This window comes from Moorena producens PAL-8-15-08-1 (genome assembly GCF_001767235.1).
Classification (GTDB): domain Bacteria; phylum Cyanobacteriota; class Cyanobacteriia; order Cyanobacteriales; family Coleofasciculaceae; genus Moorena; species Moorena producens_A.
The window spans coordinates 4,891,976-4,913,379 of sequence record NZ_CP017599.1; the positions used below are offsets into that span (position 1 = coordinate 4,891,976).

General features: G+C 44.1%; 20 protein-coding genes. 14 read left to right on the plus strand and 6 right to left on the minus strand.

Features of this window, described 5'->3' with window-relative positions; genetic code table 11:
- Positions 1 to 106 precede the first annotated feature (106 nt).
- Positions 107 to 1,054 (plus strand): Sll0314/Alr1548 family TPR repeat-containing protein, encoded by a 948-nt coding sequence (locus BJP34_RS17980; RefSeq protein ID WP_070393527.1) that lies wholly within the window; start codon positions 107 to 109, stop codon positions 1,052 to 1,054.
- A gap of 2 nt (positions 1,055 to 1,056) precedes the next feature.
- Here the strand turns inward: BJP34_RS17980 and BJP34_RS47615 are convergent, their stop codons facing one another.
- Positions 1,057 to 1,398: a hypothetical protein gene (locus BJP34_RS47615; RefSeq protein WP_070393528.1), complete on the minus strand. Its 342-nt coding sequence runs from the start codon at positions 1,396 to 1,398 to the stop codon at positions 1,057 to 1,059.
- A 114-nt stretch (positions 1,399 to 1,512) separates the two neighbouring features.
- Here BJP34_RS47615 and BJP34_RS17990 point away from each other — a divergent pair, with 114 nt between their 5' ends.
- The 7 genes from BJP34_RS17990 (at position 1,513) to BJP34_RS18020 (ending at position 6,692) form a co-directional block, all read left to right on the plus strand.
- The gene (locus BJP34_RS17990) at positions 1,513 to 1,839 is read left to right on the plus strand and encodes a hypothetical protein (RefSeq protein WP_070393529.1); all 327 of its coding nucleotides are present in this window, start codon (positions 1,513 to 1,515) and stop codon (positions 1,837 to 1,839) included.
- Between the two features lie 50 nt (positions 1,840 to 1,889).
- Positions 1,890 to 2,432 carry a GIY-YIG nuclease family protein gene (locus BJP34_RS17995; protein WP_070393530.1) on the plus strand — a complete coding sequence of 181 codons (543 nt, stop codon included), beginning with the start codon at positions 1,890 to 1,892 and terminating at the stop codon, positions 2,430 to 2,432.
- On the plus strand, positions 2,429 to 3,568 hold the full coding sequence (carA, locus tag BJP34_RS18000; RefSeq protein WP_070393531.1) for a glutamine-hydrolyzing carbamoyl-phosphate synthase small subunit: 1,140 nt from the start codon (positions 2,429 to 2,431) through the stop codon (positions 3,566 to 3,568). The genes BJP34_RS17995 and carA overlap by 4 nt, the downstream gene beginning before the upstream one ends.
- Positions 3,569 to 4,104: 536 nt before the next feature.
- Positions 4,105 to 4,473, plus strand: a complete 369-nt coding sequence (locus BJP34_RS18005) for an STAS domain-containing protein (RefSeq protein ID WP_070393532.1) — start codon at positions 4,105 to 4,107, stop codon at positions 4,471 to 4,473.
- Between the two features lie 178 nt (positions 4,474 to 4,651).
- Positions 4,652 to 5,140: a Mini-ribonuclease 3 gene (locus tag BJP34_RS18010; protein ID WP_070393533.1), complete on the plus strand. Its 489-nt coding sequence runs from the start codon at positions 4,652 to 4,654 to the stop codon at positions 5,138 to 5,140.
- 14 nt (positions 5,141 to 5,154) lie between these two features.
- Positions 5,155 to 6,204, plus strand: a complete 1,050-nt coding sequence (gene rlmB / locus BJP34_RS18015) for a 23S rRNA (guanosine(2251)-2'-O)-methyltransferase RlmB (protein ID WP_070393534.1) — start codon at positions 5,155 to 5,157, stop codon at positions 6,202 to 6,204.
- A gap of 275 nt (positions 6,205 to 6,479) precedes the next feature.
- The gene (locus BJP34_RS18020) at positions 6,480 to 6,692 is read left to right on the plus strand and encodes a hypothetical protein (RefSeq protein ID WP_070393535.1); all 213 of its coding nucleotides are present in this window, start codon (positions 6,480 to 6,482) and stop codon (positions 6,690 to 6,692) included.
- A gap of 309 nt (positions 6,693 to 7,001) precedes the next feature.
- Here the strand turns inward: BJP34_RS18020 and BJP34_RS18025 are convergent, their stop codons facing one another.
- The 3 genes from BJP34_RS18025 to BJP34_RS18040 form a co-directional block, all read right to left on the minus strand.
- Positions 7,002 to 9,386: a hypothetical protein gene (locus BJP34_RS18025; protein ID WP_070393536.1), complete on the minus strand. Its 2,385-nt coding sequence runs from the start codon at positions 9,384 to 9,386 to the stop codon at positions 7,002 to 7,004.
- A 406-nt stretch (positions 9,387 to 9,792) separates the two neighbouring features.
- Positions 9,793 to 11,007: a glycosyltransferase gene (locus BJP34_RS18030; RefSeq protein WP_070393537.1), complete on the minus strand. Its 1,215-nt coding sequence runs from the start codon at positions 11,005 to 11,007 to the stop codon at positions 9,793 to 9,795.
- 959 nt (positions 11,008 to 11,966) lie between these two features.
- Complete coding sequence (locus BJP34_RS18040) at positions 11,967 to 13,196, minus strand: glycosyltransferase family 4 protein (RefSeq protein ID WP_070393539.1); 1,230 nt, start codon at positions 13,194 to 13,196, stop codon at positions 11,967 to 11,969.
- A 240-nt stretch (positions 13,197 to 13,436) separates the two neighbouring features.
- Here BJP34_RS18040 and BJP34_RS18045 point away from each other — a divergent pair, with 240 nt between their 5' ends.
- Both BJP34_RS18045 and BJP34_RS18050 read left to right on the plus strand, forming a co-directional pair.
- Positions 13,437 to 14,396, plus strand: a complete 960-nt coding sequence (locus BJP34_RS18045) for a glycosyltransferase family 2 protein (protein ID WP_070393540.1) — start codon at positions 13,437 to 13,439, stop codon at positions 14,394 to 14,396.
- A 637-nt stretch (positions 14,397 to 15,033) separates the two neighbouring features.
- Positions 15,034 to 15,750: a heme oxygenase (biliverdin-producing) gene (locus tag BJP34_RS18050; RefSeq protein ID WP_070393541.1), complete on the plus strand. Its 717-nt coding sequence runs from the start codon at positions 15,034 to 15,036 to the stop codon at positions 15,748 to 15,750.
- A gap of 421 nt (positions 15,751 to 16,171) precedes the next feature.
- On the opposite strand, the gene BJP34_RS18055 is transcribed toward BJP34_RS18050, so the two are convergent.
- Positions 16,172 to 16,528: a Mo-dependent nitrogenase C-terminal domain-containing protein gene (locus tag BJP34_RS18055; protein ID WP_070393542.1), complete on the minus strand. Its 357-nt coding sequence runs from the start codon at positions 16,526 to 16,528 to the stop codon at positions 16,172 to 16,174.
- A gap of 602 nt (positions 16,529 to 17,130) precedes the next feature.
- Here BJP34_RS18055 and BJP34_RS40115 point away from each other — a divergent pair.
- Positions 17,131 to 17,376 (plus strand): hypothetical protein, encoded by a 246-nt coding sequence (locus BJP34_RS40115; protein WP_149031034.1) that lies wholly within the window; start codon positions 17,131 to 17,133, stop codon positions 17,374 to 17,376.
- A gap of 245 nt (positions 17,377 to 17,621) precedes the next feature.
- On the opposite strand, the gene BJP34_RS43585 is transcribed toward BJP34_RS40115, so the two are convergent.
- Positions 17,622 to 17,783 carry a hypothetical protein gene (locus BJP34_RS43585; protein WP_158517279.1) on the minus strand — a complete coding sequence of 54 codons (162 nt, stop codon included), beginning with the start codon at positions 17,781 to 17,783 and terminating at the stop codon, positions 17,622 to 17,624.
- A gap of 84 nt (positions 17,784 to 17,867) precedes the next feature.
- On the opposite strand from BJP34_RS43585, the gene BJP34_RS18060 reads away from it, so the two are divergent.
- The 3 genes from BJP34_RS18060 (at position 17,868) to BJP34_RS43590 (ending at position 21,291) form a co-directional block, all read left to right on the plus strand.
- The gene (locus BJP34_RS18060; protein WP_070393543.1) at positions 17,868 to 19,379 is read left to right on the plus strand and encodes a hydroxysqualene dehydroxylase; all 1,512 of its coding nucleotides are present in this window, start codon (positions 17,868 to 17,870) and stop codon (positions 19,377 to 19,379) included.
- A gap of 241 nt (positions 19,380 to 19,620) precedes the next feature.
- A complete protein-coding gene (locus BJP34_RS18065) occupies positions 19,621 to 20,760 on the plus strand; it encodes a Na/Pi symporter (protein WP_070393544.1) in 1,140 nt (379 codons plus the stop codon).
- Between the two features lie 372 nt (positions 20,761 to 21,132).
- Entirely contained in the window at positions 21,133 to 21,291 is a 159-nt protein-coding gene (locus BJP34_RS43590; protein ID WP_158517280.1) for a hypothetical protein, read from the plus strand.
- Positions 21,292 to 21,404: the final 113 nt, after the last annotated feature.

The window sequence follows — 21,404 nt, forward strand, 5'->3', positions numbered from 1 at the left end:
TACTTACCATCTTATCCTCCAACTTCCAGTACCATGGAACCTGGCATCAAGTGCAACGTCAGTACTGAGGTTAGTAGCATATATTTTTAATATTGCCAGAATGACGATGAACCAACGGTTTCGAGCACCAAAACAGATAGTTAAAGCCTGTGTCAGCACAGCAGTTGTATTAATCGGTTTATGGGGAATGCCCACTTTAGCAGCTGATCCCTTTCGCGACAGTAATCCTCGGAACATTGATGACACTGTTCAAGATGCGTTTGACTTCTTCTTCAAGGATGGAAACTATAAACAGGCTGAAGCTTATCTAAAAAAATCGGAATCTAGGCAGTCTAAAGAACCCATGACCTATGCTATGCTATCCTCTCTAGCTTACTTAGATCAAGATTGGGAAACCTTCAAGAGCTACGGCACTAAAACTCTTAATACGGCTAAGGAAATGATTCCTTCTGATCCCTTGCGGGGTAATCTCTACACAGCAGTCGGTTATTTTTTGGAAGGAGCTTACGATTTTGAAAAAGAAGGTCCCATCAGCGCCTTGACTAAATTACAGAAAGTTTTTGAATATCTGGATAAAGCCAAAGAAATTGCTCCTAATGATCCAGAGCTAAACTTGATTACAGGCTACATGGATTTAATGTTAGCAGTTAATTTACCATTTTCTGACCCATCTCAAGCCATTGACAAGTTAGAAACCTATGCTTTCCCCTCTTATTTAGCCTATCGAGGCATTGCCGTAGGATATCGAGATTTAAAGCAATATTCTAAGGCAATAGACTATATAGACCGGTCAATGGAAACAACACCAAGCAATCCAGATGTGTTTTACCTTAAAGCACAAATTTTGCGAAAACTGGGGCAGGAGCAAGAAAGTTTAGATTTTTTTAACAAAGCTTTAGAAAAACAGACTCAACTGCCAAAACGCCACGCTGCCCAAATTACTTACGAGCAGTGCAAACTTGAAAATAAACTCACAGATGGGAATAGAAATTGCTCGAAGGAGCGCAATCGCATCCGGAAGCGGGGAACAGAAGTGGTTCAGAAGGATTACTAAGTTTACGGTTGAAGGTTGCAGGTTGCAGGTTGTTCGCGTAGCGTGGCCAAAGGCCAAGGTTGCAGGTTGCAGGTTGCAGGTTGCAGGTTGCAGGTTGTTCGCGTAGCGTGGCCAAAGGCCAAGGTTGCAGGTTGCAGGTTGCAGGTTGCAGGTTGCAGGTTGCAGGTTGTTCGCGTAGCGTGGCCAAAGGCCAAGGTTACAGGTTGTTCGCGTAGCGTGGCCAAAGGCCAAGGTTGCAGGTTGTTCGCGTAGCGTGGCCAAAGGCCAAGGTTGCAGGTTGCAGGTTTAGGGGCATTCCTTGTGGCTGCTCCTATCCCAATCCTACAGGATTCGTGTACAGTCACAGGTTTTACTAAGGACTTAGAACTCAGAAGTATATTTAACGGAAGTCTTGTTCAACAGTGAATCTTGATCAGGTATAATCACTCTCGTAAAGAATTCGGGATTATCCTTGACTTATGGTTAGCCTCAAGATAATTAACAAGTTCGATAGCAGTTTTGTCCTAGCTCCAGAAGCCCGAGAGCACTTATTTGCTTTACTAATCGGGGAAAACTTTTTGGCTCAAGTAGCTGAAGCGGCTCAATGCTTAAGGGTTGAGTTTACTGAATTACTGTTTAAACCAGTTCCCTACACCACTTCAACCCCTAAGGGAATGCCAGCGGAATATGAGCAGTATCACGAATCTGATGATTATATCATCATTAACGTACCTCCTAACTTCATGTTCAAATCCAAAATCTTTAATCCCAGTCGCCTCTGTGCGATTTATCGCAAATTTCAATAATATTTTGTTGATATTATTTATTTTTGAATCTTATTTTTTAATCCCATCCCATGCTCACTTCTGATAATCAAATTCCCTCTCTGAGGGATTTAGAATTTATTCCCTATCTGGATGAAACGGGAAATCTACCAGAATATTTACAAAAAAAAATTGGTGTATACGCAATTTTTGATCAGGATAAAACCCTGAAATTGGTTAATTATTCCCGGGATATATATATCAGCCTCAAACAACATTTAGTTCGTCAGCATCAATCCTGCTATTGGCTAAAAATAGAAACCATTGAAAAACCGAACCGGAGTCGATTAGAAACGATTCGTAAGGCATGGATTGAGGAGAATGGTGTGATCCCCGTGGGTAATGGAGAGCAGGAAAATCTGTGGATTCAGCCGATTGATGCTAAAATAACAATGACTGAAGCAGAGCAATTAGACTATGAGCAAAGTGAGGAATTAGCAAAAACGAAGATTCTAAAAAAAATTGCTCGGAGAGTTGAAGCTAAAATTAAAGATGAGCTAGAATCCCGAGGGGTAAAGACTGAAATTCGCTTCAATCCTAAGCTTAAAGAAAAGGGTTTACTTGACATAAAATGACTATCTCAACGGCTCATCCAGCTCTGCTAGTTCTCGCTGATGGCACAACTTACCAAGGCTGGTCTTTCGGAGCGACTGGTACAACCATTGGTGAAGTAGTGTTTAACACTGCTATGACGGGTTATCAAGAGGTGGTGACAGATCCCAGCTACTGCGGTCAAATTGTGACCTTCACCTATCCAGAATTAGGCAATACTGGTGTTAACCCATCCGATGAAGAATCTGCTCATCCTCAAATCCGAGGCGCAATTGCCCGTAATATCTGCTACCGTCCCAGTAACTGGCGCTCTACCCAGTCCTTGCCCGATTATCTGGCAGAACACAACATCCCAGGAATTTATGGCATAGATACAAGGGCATTAACCCGCAAAATACGCTCCATTGGTGCCATAAACGGTGCTATTTCCACAGAAATCCTTGACTCTGCTGAGTTATTGTCCGAAGTGCAAGCGGCTCCGAGTATGGCAGGATTAAATCTAGTTAAAGAAGTGAGCACTGACAAGGTTTACGAATGGTCTGATCCTACCGAAGCCAATTGGGAGTTCGGTCCTGGGGTTGATGGAGTGGAAAAGGACAAGCCTTTGACAGTTGTTGCGATCGATTTTGGGATTAAACGTAATATTCTCAAACGTCTAGCTAGCTACAATTGTCGGGTAATTGTCGTCCCTGCTAATACACCGCCAGAAGAAATTGCTAAATATAATCCCGATGGGATATTTCTGTCCAATGGACCAGGGGATCCGGCTGTAGTACTGGAAGGCATCTCAACCACCAAAGCGTTATTGGAGCGTCAGCAACCTATTTTTGGCATCTGCATGGGACATCAGATTCTTGGTCTTGCCCTAGGAGCGCAGACCTTTAAACTTAAATTTGGTCACCGAGGTTTGAATCACCCAGCCGGTTTGCAGCAAATGGTGGAAATTACTAGCCAAAACCATGGTTTTGCTATTGATCCCGATACCTTAGGCACAGAGGTGGAAATTACTCACCTAAATCTCAATGACCGCACTGTGGCAGGGTTGCGTCACAAATCCTTACCGTTCTTCTCAGTACAGTATCACCCTGAGGCTAGTCCCGGTCCTCACGATGCTGACTATTTATTTAAGCAGTTTGTCGAGCTGATGCACCTCAAGTAGCGTCGTGGCCTACGGCCAATCGCACAAAGCCCTTGACTAGAAGCTGAGTGCTTCTGCGAGGGTTTGCGTTCCCATAAGCGCGGAAGCTGAGGCCGTAGGCCACGCTTTGCGTTCGCGTAGCGTCGGCTTTGCCGAAACGCTTCCGGAGCGTAGCGGCGACCCAGGAGCATCGCGCCCAATAGTCAATGCCAAACCCCAACTGTAGGGTGACCCGGTGTGGAACTATAAAATAGCCCCTGCATTGGCAGCAAACCAAGAAATCTGCTTCAGTTATAATTAATCGATTACAATTGCGGCTGGCTTAATTTTACCCTACCCCCAAACCCGCTCACCGTACCCCCCAAACTCTGATACTGTTGTATAATCTAAAATTGACGTTGTTTTAGCCCTCTGAAGTGCTAACCAACAAAAAAAGGCATGGTGATACGGCGCGTGTATAAACGGTAGTCAAGTCACCGCTCTGCTGTCACAGTAGTCAACTTGACAGTAGAAGTATTAGATTATTGATATTTATAAGCTATATCTAGGAGGGTGTTATTCCTGAACAACTAACCCTTACAGTCAGTTTAAGGGGCACTCGCCAAGTCGAGTCAAATTATCAAATTTTCCGCCTTACCGGATTGCTAGATGCCTTTTCGGAATCTATTTTCCGTAACGTCATTGGCAAGTATATTGATGAAGGTCCAGCGCATATTATTCTGGACTTAGCTAAAATTGATTTTGTCGATAGCTCTGGTTTGGGTGCTTTGGTGCAACTAGTGAAGAAAGCTCAAAATTCTAAGGGAACTTTACAAGTCGTGACCAATCCCCGGGTGACTCAAACTGTGAAACTAGTGCGCCTAGAAAAATTTCTCTCCCTGCAAGAGTCTCTCACCATAGCTGTGGAGAACATCAAGGGTAAGTGACAAAATCGACAGTGAAGGCGGGGGCAAAACCCGCCTTCACTTTCAGAACCAGTGGGGAATTGGTCAGAGTTGAGTGTGAGGAACTTCCCTGTTAGAAAATTTATTGAATACTCGAAGCAGAAATTGTGGAAGGATGTCAAATTTGGTCTAATCAACAAAAGACAGTAATACCCCAAAGATGGCTCAAACAGATGCAGAATTAGACCCCTTGGAAGAGGATAGCAATGGCGGTGGAAGTGACTCTATAGTATTGTGGACAGAGTTTCGATTTAGGCAATTCATGGCGAAAGTTGATCAAATCGCCAAAATTCAACAGATTTCCCCAGCATCCTTGGCATATATAGGAGATGCTGTGTATGAACTTTACATCCGAACCCACTATCTGCTACCACCGAGGCGAATCTGTGACTATCATAACCAGGTAGTGGCTCACGTCAGAGCAGAAAGCCAAGCTGAGATTTTGCGATCGCTTGAACCTTACCTAACTGCGTCTGAAAAAGACGTTTTACGGCGCGGACGGAATGCTGCCACAAATAGCCCCCGGCGTCTCAATCGAGAAATCTATCAACAAGCTAGTAGCTTAGAAACCTTACTGGGATACCTCTACCTTACTGATACTCAACGCTTGACCCAGTTATTGGCTCATCTCCAACTCGACACCCCATAAATCCTAATTCTATTATGGCTAATCAAAACCCCTCCTCTGATGCCTCCTCTGATGCTTCTGGTCAGATCAAGGCAGAGAAGTCCTTTGTAAAGCAAGGTGAGAATAAAAAATTATCTCGTTCGACCCCAGGCAATTCTCACAAGAACGGGAAACCCCCTCGAAAGAACTACCACTCTCGAAAGCCACGGTCAAAATATTCCCATCACTCTGAGGAAACTCAGCACAAGGAGCATGGGTACCCTAAGTCAAAACTTGTAAGTAGCACAGAAGAAGATAATGACTTAATCTACGGGCGTCATTCAGTTCTAGCAGCTCTCCAAAACCAGCATCAGCTAAACCGAGTTTGGATTATTTCCCAGCTGCGTTACGATCCTCGCTTTCACTCTTTACTGGTTAAAGCCAAGGCTAACGGTACAGTAATTGATGAAGTAGCACCAAAACGCCTGAGCCAAATTACTAAAGGTGGTAACCATCAGGGTGTGGCAGCTCAAATTGCACCTTACCAGTACATAGATTTAAATGACTTAATTGACAAAGCAAAATGGGCAACTGAGCAGCCAGTTTTATTGGCTTGTGATGGCATTAATGATCCTCAAAATTTAGGGGCAATTATTCGTACGGCAGAAGCTCTAGGGGCTCAAGGCTTAGTCATACCCCAACGTCGAGCTGTTGGTGTCACCTCAACTGTGAGGAAAGTGGCAGCAGGAGCTCTAGAAACCTTTCCTATTGCCAGAGTTGTCAATCTCAGTAATGCCCTAGAGCAGTTGAAAACTGCGGGCTTTTGGATTTACGGAACTGCTGCCGGTACTGGTAAACTTTTACACAAAGTTGATTTGACCGGTTCAGTCGTATTAGTAATAGGTTCAGAGGGGAATGGTTTAAGCCTAAGGTCACAAAGCTGCTGTGACATGTTAGTCTCAATTCCATTACAGGGTAAGACCCCTAGCCTCAATGCCTCAGCAGCAACTGCTATGGTGTTATATGAAACCTATCGGCAGCGTTGGTCAGACTTACTTTATCTAGATACTAATTCCAATCAACAGATTGTGAAACAAGAAATGTAAGTGGAATTATTATTAAGGATAATTGCCAGAAATGTTTCAATATTATACATTTGAGTTTAAAAAACTTATATTAACAATTAAACTCTAAATCTTACTGCTGATAGCTTTGGGCATTTCCTTCACCGCAAAGTAGCCCGTAAGCGAACGAAGTCAGCGCAGGTCTCGGAGCTTGCATCCGAGATAAGGCTGACCGTTCCAAGTATAGTTAGCATGTGCTGGAAATTTGGTATACAATGACGTGGAGTTTTTAACAAGTAAAAATACTTAATATAAAGATGTTAACTTCTTCCGAGCATATTACAGATTTATCCAATGCCCACTGGCAGAGCAATTCCCGTTCTGTTGTCACTGGTGACCCCCAGCTGAAGAAATTGATGACATCATATGGGGTGGACCAGCAAGTAAAGTACCTTCATTTACAGGCAGAAGTTGAATCCCTGTGGCAGCAGCAGCAATTACTTAAGCAACAACGGTTGGTTTTACGTTGAACAGACTTCCCGGCAGTTGTCGGGAACAGGGAACAGGGAACAGGGAACAGTGGACAAGAATTGACCTAAAGGGATGCGCTGCATCAAGAACACTATCAGAAAAATACTTTTGCAAGAGGTCTAACCAATGCGCTTAAGTACAAGTATTATAGTGTTTATCGCAGTTATGAGGTACAGTCTTGAAGCAGCGCATCCCTATTCCCTGTTCCCTCTTTTCTCTTCCCTATTCCCTGTTCCCTGTTCCCTGTTCCCTAAAATCCCGAAATTGTGTACCTCATAGCTATGATAATTGCTAGATAAGTACAAGCATTACTGAAAACGCTGATGCTTGGCTGACCAACGCTTAAGGCTATAGTTATTCGGTTCATCAATGACTATAGCTGCAGGACCGCCATCCCCTAAATCCGCGATCGCAGTCATGGAAGTGTTGGAATCTTGGGAAAATTCGCTGTAGAGTAAGGCTCCTGTGTCAGAAAAAATCATGGTGCGGGGTTTGTAGATAGTAGTTGCGCGGTCTGTATCTATCCCGTCATTAATACTATCCGATAGACCGACCTCGCTAGATTCTGAAGTAACCGATATTTCTTGATATAACGTTAGCACCGCCTCTGGCTGGTTGTTGCCAGTCAGCTCGATGGGTCTAACTGACCAATGCCCGATCTCCTGAAGCATCATTGGTAAACTAGGAAGGGGTCCTGGGGAGAACTGACCACTGTTGATTAACTCCTGCCAGAGTACTGGCAGCATGGCTGACACGGACTCGGGGTTAAGGTGGTAGAGTGCTGACAAAGTAATCGCACTTGGGTCTAACCAGCGCAGTCCTGTATCGGTGTGTGCTAGCAGGTGCTGATTAGAGCCATCAACAGCTAGAGCTTCACTAGGGAATTTCCCACCTGCTGCCAACAGCTTAATCATCCCTTCCTGGTAGGAAACCCCCTTGACCGTAGCTGTGGTTGACTGCTGAATACCATTATCACTCCAAAGGCTAATCCGAATCTGGGGGTCAACGTCTAAGCCCAAATATCGCCACAGTCGCTTTCCCTTAGTCAAAGTGGGCAGCCGTAAATCAGAAAAGGGCATCCACCGCCAACCGTGACCATCGTGAAATGTTTTTACCTGTACTTGATACCAAACTTCCTCGGGATTTTTTTGTAGAGTAACGGGGACAGATGGGCACGGGGACAGGGATGAAACTGCTATAGTCTCTTCCTCTGCTATAGAAACCAATTCAGTACTTTCCTGTTGCCTTTGGCAGTGCTGTTCTCCTATTCCCCCATGTGCATCTTCCGGTTGCAACCAATCCGTTGCGTTGACAGTTTGAATTATTTCTGAATTGCCAACCAGTTGACTGAAGTGCCTGACGATAGCTGGAACTGGGTTTAAGGCATTGTCCATATGGTTGAGGAGTTGGTAAACCTGGGGATTAGTTTGGGGTAATTCCTTCACCCATGCGATCGCTTTTTGAGGATCTTCCTGGGCTGCCAAAATCAATCCTCCCCAAGCTTGTACATTGCTGTCATCAGGATTGACCTCTAGTGCTGCTTCCACCCGCTCCCACAATCCCCCAGAATCGCTCTTTAGCATAGTGATAATCTCCCCTAACTGAGCACCATTCACTGCCGTCTGAAACACTGTTTTTGCCTCCCCCCAGCGACCATCCAGGAGATAGGCAAAGATAGCGGCACTGGCACTTGCCCAAATTTGATTTGCCTGAGACTCGGTCACCTGAGCGTGCAGTTTAACCAAATCCATTTGGGCTTGAGCCTCTGCTGACCAGTGTTTTGGTCTCTGTTGGTTCAACCATTGCCAAGCATCAGACCACAAACCATTACGCGCTAGATTTAAACCATTGCGATAGAGTTTAGTATCTATCGCTGTTTCGGCCAGGGAAATTTCCTCTAGATAAATCGGGTTGGGAACAAAAGACCGAGGTTGAATTTGGTAAACCTTGAACTGGGGTTCCAAGCCTACAGTATGATTAACCACTAATTCTGGAGTAGCACCACCGGTCACTTCCTGCCAATAGGGAGGACCTTCATTAGGGCTTGTCCACTCCAACATCATACTCAGGTGTGTCTGCTCTGGATTGTAATGAATAATTTGTCCATAGCTTGAGGGTGTATTCTCTGAGGCCACTTGACCCGAGAGGTTGAACCAAAACCCTTCCTCTAGAGCTTGTTCATCGAAACGATCGAGTTTGGTTAAAGGTAGTGAACGGGAGACACTAGCATCAGCCGATCCTGTGTTCACTTGGGTAGACAGCACAAAATATTCGATCGGGGCAGTGATAGGCAGCTGACTAACTAGCTGATAATACTTTTGTTGTCTATTGCTTTGTTCAAGGGGCTGATAGACTCTAAGTTCCACAATCTGGTCACAATTAGTTTGGCATGATGGTGGTGATGCCAAAATGGGTAGCAGCAACTCAGAGTTAAGGGCAAGGGGTGTTCCCGCCGTTAGTCCATTTTCACGAATCTCCCCTTGAATTTGCGCAAATGTCTTGGCAGATGAGGGAACAGTCTGGGGGATACGAGCCCAACTCGGCAAAATGTGATTGATCCAGACAATCGAATCAGGGTCAATTATTAACATAACCGCCACCCAGATACTACCGGCAATGATACCGCTAGTGGTGATTAAGGCAGCGATCGCGCCCAAGGTTGTTAACCAACCACCTCTACTAGACTTTTGCACTGATGTTTTAATAGTTTATCTTTCTAGTTTTTTCCTAGTTTTAAAAAAATGTTGGCGGCAATATAGCAGTTCTAAATTGGGTGAGGTACATGTTGGATTTTAGGCAACAGGCAACAGGCAACAGGCAACAGGCAACAGGGAAACAATCTTGTGTACCTCATAACTATGAGACACCCGATAGATGATAGATAGTAATTAGCGAAATTCTACATATTTTTGGACTTAAAGGCTAATTCGTCCACGTCCATGTCTTTGTCATTCTCCCTTGCTCACTCTAAAAATCGTGACTAAACCAGTTTGCTCACAGTCGCTGCGGCGTGCTAAACTCTAAACCCTACACCCTACACCCTAAACCCTACACCCTAAACCCTACACCCTGAGCCAAAGGCACCCTAACCCTAAATCCTTAACTTGTGATTACCTGCTCATATAGCTCACCAGCACGTTCCCAAGTATATTTCTGTTCAATATACCCTCGACCATTTTCAGACAGTTGTTTACGGAGTTGGCGGTCTTCAAATAACCGACTAATGCCATAAACATATTCTGTTGTATCATTTGCTCGCAATGCCCGCAAAGGGACATCCCCGCCATCAACTGTCAAGCCCTCCAAACCGCGATCGCTTCCCACGACCGGTACTCCTGCTGCCATCGCTTCCAGAGTTTTATTTTTTACGCCAAATCCACTTTGCATTGGCACCACAAATATAGTTGCCTTATGAAGGTGGTCTACTAAAGAAGGGACTGCGCCAGTTACACTAATCCCTTGGATCTCTTCTAACTCTAGCACCGCTTGCACCGGTTTGGGTCCGACCAATTCTAGCTTGGTATCAGCATAGCGCTCTGTAATTGCTGGGAACACCTCTAGGCTAAAATAACGAGCTGCTTTGATGTTTAGTGGGTTATCCATCGCCCCAGTAAATACTAATCTGTGTCCACCAGGATCAGAGATGCGCCTGGGAAATAAATTAACATCAACCCCATTAGAAATCAATGTAATTTTACTGTCTAGCTCAAATGATTCTATTTGCCGTCTATCTTCTGCTGTTGTGACTACAATGTCTGTGAACTTAGCACAATATTGCTCTTCATAGCGACGTAATAGGGGCAAATTCAACTGGTCTTTTAGCTGATTGTCTGATGTTTTGGTTTCCAGCTTGTCCAGAGATTTCCGGTATACAGAATGATGAATATTCACCACAGTTCGCAGCTGCTCCCGCCACTCTGGTCGCACATAAATTTCATTGGTACTGTGTTCACAGGTAATCAGGTCAAATTGTCCCGTCTCTACAGCCTGATCCAGCCATTGCTGCATTGGAGTTGAGTAGAGTTGGAGTACTTTCTGGGGCGTTCCCTGTTGCAAAATGGTACTCCAGCGCTGCAATTTATCCTTTATGCCTTTCTCTTGTTCTGATGGCTGCGGTTGGGGAAACATCACCAGTTCTTCCACCCACTGCTGCAATTTTTCTACATCGATCTCCGTGATCTCCTCAGAACGTTGAGTAACCAAGGTTATAGCATGACGCTTACTCAGGTACTTGAGTAAATTAAACGTCCTGACCTGAGTTGCCCCCCGCGTTGGCGGATAGGGAAAGGTTGTGGAGATCATTAGAATCTTCATAGGACGTTACTACTTTGAGCAATAAGTGACCAAAGAAAAAGGACAGGCAATAATTCATGCTTATCTCACTTTTTACATGAGTTAGCGATGCAGCGCGGGTTTTGGGAAGGCAGCGCGGTCTTGGAAGGCAGCGCGGTCTTGGGAAGGCAGCGCGGTCTTGGGAAGGCAGCGCGGTCTTGGGAAGGNCAGCGCGGTCTTGGGAAGGCAGCGCGGTCTTGGGAAGCAGCGCGGTCTTTGGAAAGGCAGCGCGGTCTTTGGGAAGGCAGCGCGGTCTTGGGGGTTCCCCCCATGAGCGACTGCCGNNTTCCCCCCATGAGCGACTGCCGTGGTTCCCCCCCAGGCCGGGGGTTCCCCCCATGAGCGACTGCCGTGGTTCCCCCCATGAGCGACTGCCGTGGTTCCCCCCCATGAGCGACTGCCGTGGGTTCCCCCCATGAGCGACCGCCGGTTTCCCCCCATGAGCGACTGCCGTGGTTCCCCCCGAGCGACTGCCGTGGTTTTCCCCCACTCGCGCTTTGCATCAAGACAAGGATTAATTTCTTTTATACTNTTTAAAAAAATCTAAACTTTTATTAAAATTTTGTAATTTTAATTGACTCCAACTTTTTTATTATATAAAAATACGTGATAATCGATATTGCCAAGGTTGGGGTTTTTTATAAATTCTGATTACTGCAGAGTAATTGCCGATTACCTATTACCCAAAACCCAAAAAAAAACAACAAAGAACACTACCGAAAAAATCGGACAGTATAAATATTTTTNTTTTTTTTANATCCNAATACATTTATACAATTGTGAATTTTCCTCTAGAAAATATAGTTAAAAATTCAAATTTTACCGATTGACCAACACCACCTAGCCCTAATCTCTCTATGACTTCGTGACGGTGATTTAGAGGGGTTTGCCACCGTCACGGGGTTTTTCCCACTCTCGGAATTTTTTAGATAAAATATATCCTAACTCCTAACCAGTGACTGAGATAGGGCTTGTTCGTAGCATTGACCAGCCCGATCCCAGGTGTATTCATCCTCGATCAATAAGCGCCCGTTTTGGGACAACTTTGCTCGCAGCTGTGGGTCTTCAAACAAACGAGTGATGGCACTAATATACTCCTTAACATGATTTGCCCGCAATGCTCGCAGAGGTGTATTGGCACCATCAACCGCCAATCCCTCCAAACCGCGATCGCTTCCCACTACAGGTACCCCACCCGCCATTGCTTCCAGGGTCTTGTTTTTAATGCCAAAGCCAGTCCGCATCGGTACCACACAGATAGTTGCTTGATGGAGATACTCTACCATTGATGGCACACGACCGGTGACCGTGATTCCCGATAATGCTGCCAACTCCAACACTGCAGGTACTGGTCTTGCTCCGACCAGGTCCAGGCTAGCATCTCGATAGCGTTCTTTAATGGCTGGAAAGACCTCCAAGCTGAAAAAGCTTACAGCATCAATGTTGGCTCGGTTATCCATAGCTCCAATAAAAACTATGCGATGTCCCCCTGGGTCAGCAGTGCGTTGGGGAAATTGAGTCAAATCCACCCCATTTGGAATCACCACAATTTTACCCGATGGCTTATAGGCAGCTATCTGGCTTTGATCCTCCGGTGTTGTGACCACAAGACCAGTAAATTTGGCACAGTATCGTTCCTCATAGCGGCGCAACAGGGGTAAATTTAACTGGTCTCTGAGCTGATTTTCCGAGGTTCCTGTTTCCAACTGATTACGGAAGGTACCATACACAGAACTGTGAATATTCACCACTGTTCCCAGCTGCTGTCGCCATTCTGGTCGTACATATATTTCATTTACACTATGTTCACAGGTAATAATGTCAAACCGTCCAGCCGCCACAGCTTCATCCATCCATTGCTGAATTTCCCGAGAGTAGAGATGTAGCACACTGGGGGGGATGCCTTGGCGAATAAAATTACTAAATCGCTTTACTTTGCCCCAGATTCCTCCTGAGGGATCACAAGGCTTTGGTTGGGGGAAAACCACCAATTCATCTACCCATTTCCCGAGTTTTTCCACTTCTTGATCCGTGACATCTTCTGAACGTTGAGTAATCATGGTGATATCATGACTTAACTTAAGATGTTTTAGTAAATTAAATGTCCGTACCTGAGTTCCTCCCCTAGTGGGGGGATAAGGAAAGGTGGCAGATAGCATGAGAATTTTCATCATATCTTCAGGTTAGGTAAGAAAGCGATGCAGCGCGGTCTTGGGGAGGCAGCGCGGTCTTGGGGGTTTCCCCCATGAGCGACTGCCGTGGTTCCCCCCATGAGCGACTGCATCAAGACATTGCTATAAGTTATATCTAGTTCGTTGTAACCGGACTTGATATCAGGCATCCAATAGGATAATTTTATGTCAACAAATCAATGAATTGAGTGGCTTGATAGTTTCATCTATAACAATACAATGATTCAACGAGTCCCCAAGGTTAGTGTGTGTATTCCTACATTCAATCGCGTTAATTTACTTCCTTATGCGATTGACAGTGTTATTAAACAAACGTATCAAGACTGGGAATTAATTGTCTGTGATGATGGTTCAACTGATGACACTCCTGAGTTAATGTCCCAGTATCAGGATAGCCGAATTAACTACATCCGTCACCCCAAAAATATTGGAAAAAGTAATAACATGCGCTCTGGATTTGATGCGGCATTGGGGGAATATTTTATTAAATTTGATGATGATGACCGGCTGACACCTGAATTTTTAGCCAAAACAACGGCTATCTTAGATCCAGACCATACTATTGATTTTGTTGGGACAGATCATTGGGTAATTAATAGTAATAATACTAGGGATGAATCAGCTACCAAATTAAACTCTCAGAGGTGGGGAAGAACTAAGTTAATCGAAGGGATTGTTGATAAGTTAATTGAGGTTGTTTTTATTCAGCAGAGCTTTCAAATTGGCGCTACGTTATTTCGGATGCAGGCGTTGAAAGATGTGGAATTTATGCGTCCTAACATCCAAAATTGTGAAGATAATGATTTATTCGTTCGGCTGGCTATTGCGGGCAAGAAAGCTTATTATTTACCCGAATTGTTAATGGAATATCGATTTCATGCCCAACAGCAAGGGATTAGTCGAGCAATTCCCTATTTACAGGATAAACTGCATTATCTAGAAAGTTATAACTTTGAGTCAGAAATGTTGGAGACAGTTAGGCGATCGCGTCTGACGGAAACTAAGCTACTACTAGGATTGCGGCTGATTGAAATTGGACAAACATCAACCGGACGTGAATTAGTTTGGTCAGGAAAAGCTTGCTCCCCCTCAAAAGCTTGGGTTGCTTTGGTGTTGTCCCTATTGCCACAAGGATGGCGTTCTCAGGCGTTTAGTGTGTTGCGTCAATTCAAGCCATAGACTCTCTGGGAATTCCGGGCTAGAAGAAATCTGATTAAATTGCCAAGGCATTGGCAGCCTCACCATGCTGAAGCAAATTTCCACTCTTTTGGTGCCCGTTCCATTGGCGAGCTTCAGGCAGTGCCTTGTCGCACCGCCTTTAATGAGACTACTTGTCAGCTCTCAGCACTCAGTCGTGAGCTAAAAGCTCACGGGTGCGCGTTCAGCTTATTTTATTCAAAGCACCTCAAGTATTCTGCAGGTAGGGCATAAACACATCAAATAGCGTGGCCACAGGCCAATGGCTGAGAGCTGAGAGCTGAATACTGACAACTTCTTAAGTATTTTTACTTAAATACTTAGACAGTCTTGCTAGTTTCTAGAGCTTTTTGGATGGTTGCGACAGTTGAGCCTTTGAATCTAGCATACAACTTCTCCCGTCCCCTCTCTGTGTAATGATCAAACCATTGTTAGACTGATCAGTTTCAGGATCTATGAACTTGCTCTCTGACGGTGGGGGAGGTAGGAGCTCGTGTTTACGTAAGAATTCTTAACAAAATTTTTCATTAAATCAGTTTACTCTAATAATTTGGAAAGATATTCGCTTGTCTGTAAGTAGTAATACAAATACCGTCAACTTTAGGAACAAAAATAAAGAATGAGTACCAATTTAGCCACCAAGTTGCGTGAGGGCACGAAAACATCCCATACCATGGCAGAGAATGTGGGTTTTGTCAAGTGCTTTTTGAAAGGAACCGTTGAAAAAACCTCCTACCGGAAATTAGTATCCAACCTTTACTTCGTCTATTCCGCCATGGAAGAGGAGATGGAGCGCCATCGGGAACACCCGATTCTTTCAAAAATCTACTTCCAAGAGCTCAATCGGAAAAAGAGCCTAGAGCAAGACCTATACTATTACTACGGTTCTAACTGGCAAGAGAAAGTAGTCCCTTCAGTGGCGGCTAAAGAGTATGTGCAAAGAATTAAAGATATGTCTGAGAAGGAACCAGAACTATTGGTTGCTCACTCCTACACCCGCTATCTAGGGGACTTATCTGGCGGACAAATTCTCAAAAAGATTGCCCAGCGCGGGATGAACTTATCAGATGGGCAAGGTACTGCTTTTTATGAATTCAAGCAAATCCCTGATGAGAAGGGATTCAAGACTAAGTATCGGCAAGCCATGGATGAGCTACCCATTGATGATGCCACAGCGGATCGGATTGTGGAAGAAGCTAATGCTGCCTTTGGCATGAATATGAAGATGTTCCAGGAACTGGAGGGTAACCTGATTAAAGCCATTGGTATCATGCTATACAACACCCTTACCCGTCGTCGCGTTCGTGGCAGCACAGAACTAGCTACAGCTGAATAAGCTTATTGCAAACTGCGATTAGCACCAAAGATGGGTGGTGACTAATCACCTTAACTATAAATCAAGGGGATTAGCTCTTGTCTCCTGTAATGAGTTATTAGTAGTTAGTAGTTTTGAGGTAAGCATTCAGCCTATCGCTATCAGGGATTTGCTTATGTGCTAGGTTGAATGCTTACGTTCTGAGTACTAACTACGCTCGCAGCGATCGCAGAATTAATTACCTACTCCTAATCTCTGTAAGCTTGATATTGTAAGTCTTTGAGTTTTGTGAAATGTGTAATCAATTTTGTGTATTTGCTTAATTGGGGTATACCACTACGCATTCAGATTAAGACATTTGTAAACTCCGAAACCTAGTCCTAGCTTACTTCTGACTTCTGACTTATGACTTCTGACTTGCGCGTAGCTCTATATACCCCTCTCAAGCGTAAAATTGAATATCCTCCCCACACTGATCCACTAGGTAACACAGAGCCCGGAAACGCAGGCTAGCTAATTGCTCATAGAGAGGGTTGAGCTTACATAGGGGAGGGATGTGTAGTACTAAGTGACCGAAAAGTTTTAAATCCCGCTCAAAGGGACATTGACCAGGAATAATTTTGGATAGGAATCTAGCTAGGGTTTGATCTGTAATTTCTATTTGATCCAGCCATTGGCGCACAGGTTTTAGTAAGTCAACACGTTTTTTGGGCAGTGGCTCAGGCGGAGTGAGACTGCTATTGAGATCAGCTACCTCTGAGAGGGATGGATTAGTACTTTGCTTGTTGGTTGTGAACATGGCTATACATCTCTAAATTTAATCAATAAAGTCCTCAGCAAAGGTATTACTGTGGAATGCCTTTTACAGAGTTCTAGTTAAGTAGGTAGACATCCAGTAATCAAACACGATTACTATTGAGCTGTATTGCCATATTGGCGGTAAGTTATAAAAATTTATATAGCTAGAAGTCATAGCATGTCCAGGAGCCTAGGTATTGTAAAGCTTGTGTAATTGGTAATTAGTAATTAGTAATTGGTAATTGGTAATTGGTAATTAGTAATTAGTAATTGGTAATTGAGATTATTCCAGAGCTCTTACCTATTACCAAAAAGCTCATCAAAGATGAACATTACCAAAACAACCGGACATGAGCTCAATTGTTACCACTGAACTTTTTAAGTAAGCTTTCACCATTCAGCCTTGATCACCCTAAGGGAATGGCCACGCTACTTGAGCTGCTATCAGCCATTCTTAATCAGCTTTCAGCTAAAAGCCATCCTTATTTCAAGCATAAAAATACAAGGGAAAGGTTTGGTAAAGCTTAAAAGAAGAAAGACCAATCAAACTATGAACTTTTGATAAAACTAATTGGTTGACTGTTGACTGTTAACTGTTGACTGTTGACTGTTGCTGGTGAACACTCAACAGCCAGCATCTTATATAGCGTTTCTAGGACTCATGAGGTACACATTATTTTTTACCTCTTCCCTCTTCCCTTCCCCTCCTGGGAGGGGTTAGGGGTGGGTTCCTCTTACCTGCTCCGTTCGCGTAGCGTGGCCTACGGCCTCAGTCCCTGCTCCGTTCGCGTAGCGTGGCCTACGGCCTCAGTCCCTAAAAACCAGAAATTTGTACCTCACAAGTCGTAGAATTGCTATAACACTACCAAAACAAACAGCTTACCCAGGGTAAGCTCATCTAAATCCGTATCAAAAACTACAGATAAAAGTTTAAAGATAGTATATCAATCATAATTGACTTTCAATTAATGTCAACAAACGGTCTATATTATCAATAATCCTGAGATTATTTCTTCTTTGATTTTAGAAAGCTGGAAATTTTAATTGGGATTCCGCTTTACCGACCCAGGGCGCGTGCGCAACGGCTTCTTTTTTTATTGCTCAAAGCAAGCCAATATCTTGGGTTCAATAGGAATAATGTACTGGTTTTTAGCGAGGTTTTTCCCAACTTCAATGAAAATAGGTGGGTAATAGCCACTGCTGTATTGATGATTGTCCGAATGGGTTCCCTTAGCGGCTCCAAAGGAGCATCCCATGAGTGATCACGGAATTAGCTTAACATAACTTCATAATTATGTCATCCTGAGAAAAGAGTTGTCAATAGACTCAAGTTTAGGTCAATGTCAGAATTCTCAGAAAGAAAACGAGTAGTTGTAGTCGGTGCTGGATGGGCAGGCTTAGGCGCAACTCACCACTTAGCCAAACAAGGTTACGATGTCACTCTCCTAGAAGCAAGTTCCTATCCCGGTGGTTTAGTGGCAGGATGGAAAACAGGGGGTGGACGTTCTGTAGAAGGGGGAATTCATGGTTTTTGGTATCCCTATCACAACATTTTCAAGCTGGTAAAGGAACTCCGACTCAATCCTTTCACTCCTTTCACCCGTTCTTCTCAGTATTCCCCTGCTGGATTAGAAGTCGAATCCCCGATCTTTCAAAATGAACCACGACTTCCCACCCCTCTAGGAACCTTCCTCTACCCCGACTTTAAACGCTTACCCCTGATTGATCGACTCTCTGCCTTACCCCTGCTCTATGCCGTTATTGACTTCGATAATTCCCACCAGGCGTGGACTAGGTATGACTCGGTAACCGCCCGTGAATTATTTAAACAGTTTGGGGTTTCGGCTCGACTGTACAAGGATTCCTTTGAGCCCATGCTGTTAGTTGGTTTATTTGCTCCAGGAGAGCAATGTTCAGCCGCAGCCGCCCTAGGAATGCTGTATTACTTCATTTTGGCTCACCAACCGGACTTTGATGTGGTCTGGTGCCGAGGAACGGTAGCACAGATGATATTTAAACCCTGGGTGGAACAGATTGAAAAAGCCGGGGGAAAGGTACTTACCAATAAACGGGTCAATGACGTTATTATAGACCACACAGGCAAGGCCAAAGGGGTGATCTGTGGTGATGAATGCTTTGAGGCTGACGCGGTGATTTTTGCTGTCAGTATCAATGGTATGAAGAAAATCCTTCAGAGTAGCACCATGCTCCAAAGCCGCAAGGAATTCCGGAACCTGATGAATTTAGGGGGAATTGATGTGCTATCAACCAGGCTATGGTTTGACCGCAAAGTTGAGATTCGCCATCCCTCTAATGCTTGTTTTGGCTTTGATGCCACCACGGGTTGGACATTTTTTGACCTTAATGCTTTGCACGATGAGTACCGGGATGAAGCTGGTAGCGTGATTGAAGCAGACTTTTACCATGCTAACCAGTTGCTACCCCTGAGTGATCAGCAGATTATCCAGAAAGTTCAGCGTGACTTAGGCACCTGTGTTTCTGGTTTTAGAGAGGCAAATCTGATTGACAGTACTGTGATTCGAGTACCCCAAGGGGTGACTCACTTTGCTCCTGGTAGCTATCAGTATATGATGCAGCGAACCACTAGTATTGAAAATGTATTTATGAGCGGGGATTGGATTGTCACTCGCCACGGTTCTTGGTCTCAGGAAAAAGCGTATGTTACCGGTTTAGAGGCAGCAAATTTGGTGATTAGGCGCTTTAGACAGGGGAATTTAGCCAAGATTATTCCTGTTGATGCTGATGAATTTCATATTCAGGTCACACGTAAGATTAACAAAACTGTACGGGAGTTTGGTCAGACGTTATTTAGTAATTTTTGGTTACCTTGATTTAATTTGGTAATTTTAGGGAAAAGGGAACAGGGAATCGGGAATCGGGAATCGGGAATCGGGAATCGGGAATCGGGAAAAATCCAAAAATCCTGTGTACATCATACTGAGAGCTTGCAGCAGTACAAAAAAACATCCAAGCTTTTTAGTACTGTTCCCTGTTCCCTATTCCCAGATCCGCTGTTCCCTTTGTAGTTCAATCCTATGTTCACCACCCAAATACAAACACTGTAGTAAAGTAATGGAAAGCGTTCAGAACTCAAACAGGCTTGTTGTTACCTTCTACAAATGGGTAGGTATTCTAGTTTTGGTTTACCTACTGATTGTGGCAGTAGGGATAATTGGTACAGGCTTTAGGTCAGCTACTGGGGAGCAAGCCCAGGAATTGTTCGAGTTTGCTACTAATCCCTTTGCTGCCTTAATTGTCGGTACCCTAGCAACTGCTTTAATTCAATCTTCAAGTACAGTAACCTCGATTATTGTGGGTCTAGTAGCTGGTGGTTTGCCAGTGGCAACGGCTGTTCCTATGGTTATGGGTGCTAACATTGGCACCACCATCACTAATACATTGGTTAGTTTAGGACATATTCAAAATAAGGACGAATTTAAACAAGCTTTTGCTGCTGCAACTATTCACGACTTCTTCAATCTGATTAGTGTCGTGATATTCCTACCTTTGGAAATTACAACTCACTTCCTGGAAAAGATGAGTCTGTTTTTAACAAGCCTGGTTGTGGGTGAAAATTCCATTAACTTAAACAACGTTAACCTGATTAAATTCGCCACGGCTCCAGTCAGTGATAGACTTCACACTGTTAGTAATAGTTTTCCAGAACCATTTAATGGTATTGCCCTGATAGTCTTGGGTATCAGTCTTATTTTCCTATCCATCTTTTTCATTGGCAAACTGCTCAAAACCCTAATGGTAGGACGAGCGAATCAGATGTTGCACACTGCTATCGGTAACGGTCCCATTGCTGGGATTGCTTCTGGGACACTAGTCACTGTAATCGTGCAATCTTCCTCCACTACCACCAGCCTGATCGTTCCCCTAGCTGGTACAGGTTTATTGAGTTTACAAGAAATTTATCCCTTCACCCTAGGGGCAAATATCGGAACGTGTATCACTGCGTTACTTGCCGCTACCGGAATAACCGAAAACCCAATCCCTGCTCTAGAAATAGCTACAGTTCATCTACTTTACAACACCCTCGCCGTTGTGATCATCTACAGCATTCCTGTTTTGAGACAAATGCCAATCCTGGGTGCAGAAACCTTAGCTGCTGTTGCCAGTGAGCGGAAGTATTTAGCGTTCCTCTATATTGGAAGCGTTTTCTTCTTGATTCCGGTACTACTTCTAAGTCTATCGACTTTGCTGTAAGCTATCAGCTATCAGCTATCAGCTTATGCGCTATCCGCACGCTACGCGAACAGCTGACGTGTGCTGATTCTCTATAGTCAACTTAACTCTAGAGAGTTACTTGATAATTATTATTGCTAAATTAACCAGCTCAAGCCTTGCTATAGCAAGCTTGAGCACTATATCACATTGATTTAACATCCCTAAGCCTAACTCTTAGGTTATAGGCTTAGGATAGGTTGAGCAAAATTTATTGAAATTTAATATCAACTATTGACTGCCGCGTTCCCTTTGAGTTACAGTCTATAGAACATACCCGATCACTGAGCCTTTCGAGCAATAGCCGAAAGGTTAAGCAGCAAAAGGGTGATCTACACTAGTTGGAGACAAAGTATGTTAGAGCAAATCAAAGGATTAACTGCTGAAAAGCGCACTGTTAGCAGAATTCAAGTCGAAATCAAGGAAATCGTTCCTAATAATTCCCGTAAGACTACTGAATCTTCCCTAAATACTGACGCTGACGGTGGTGATCTTAGAAGCGAGGAATCCTGAGACTGTCTGACCTGATCAGGTAGCTATTACTTATGAGCCCAGAATTGTTAGCAATAATTTAGTTGCTAATAGTTTTGGCTAAATCCGAGCTTGTATCAGAAATTAGAGAAATC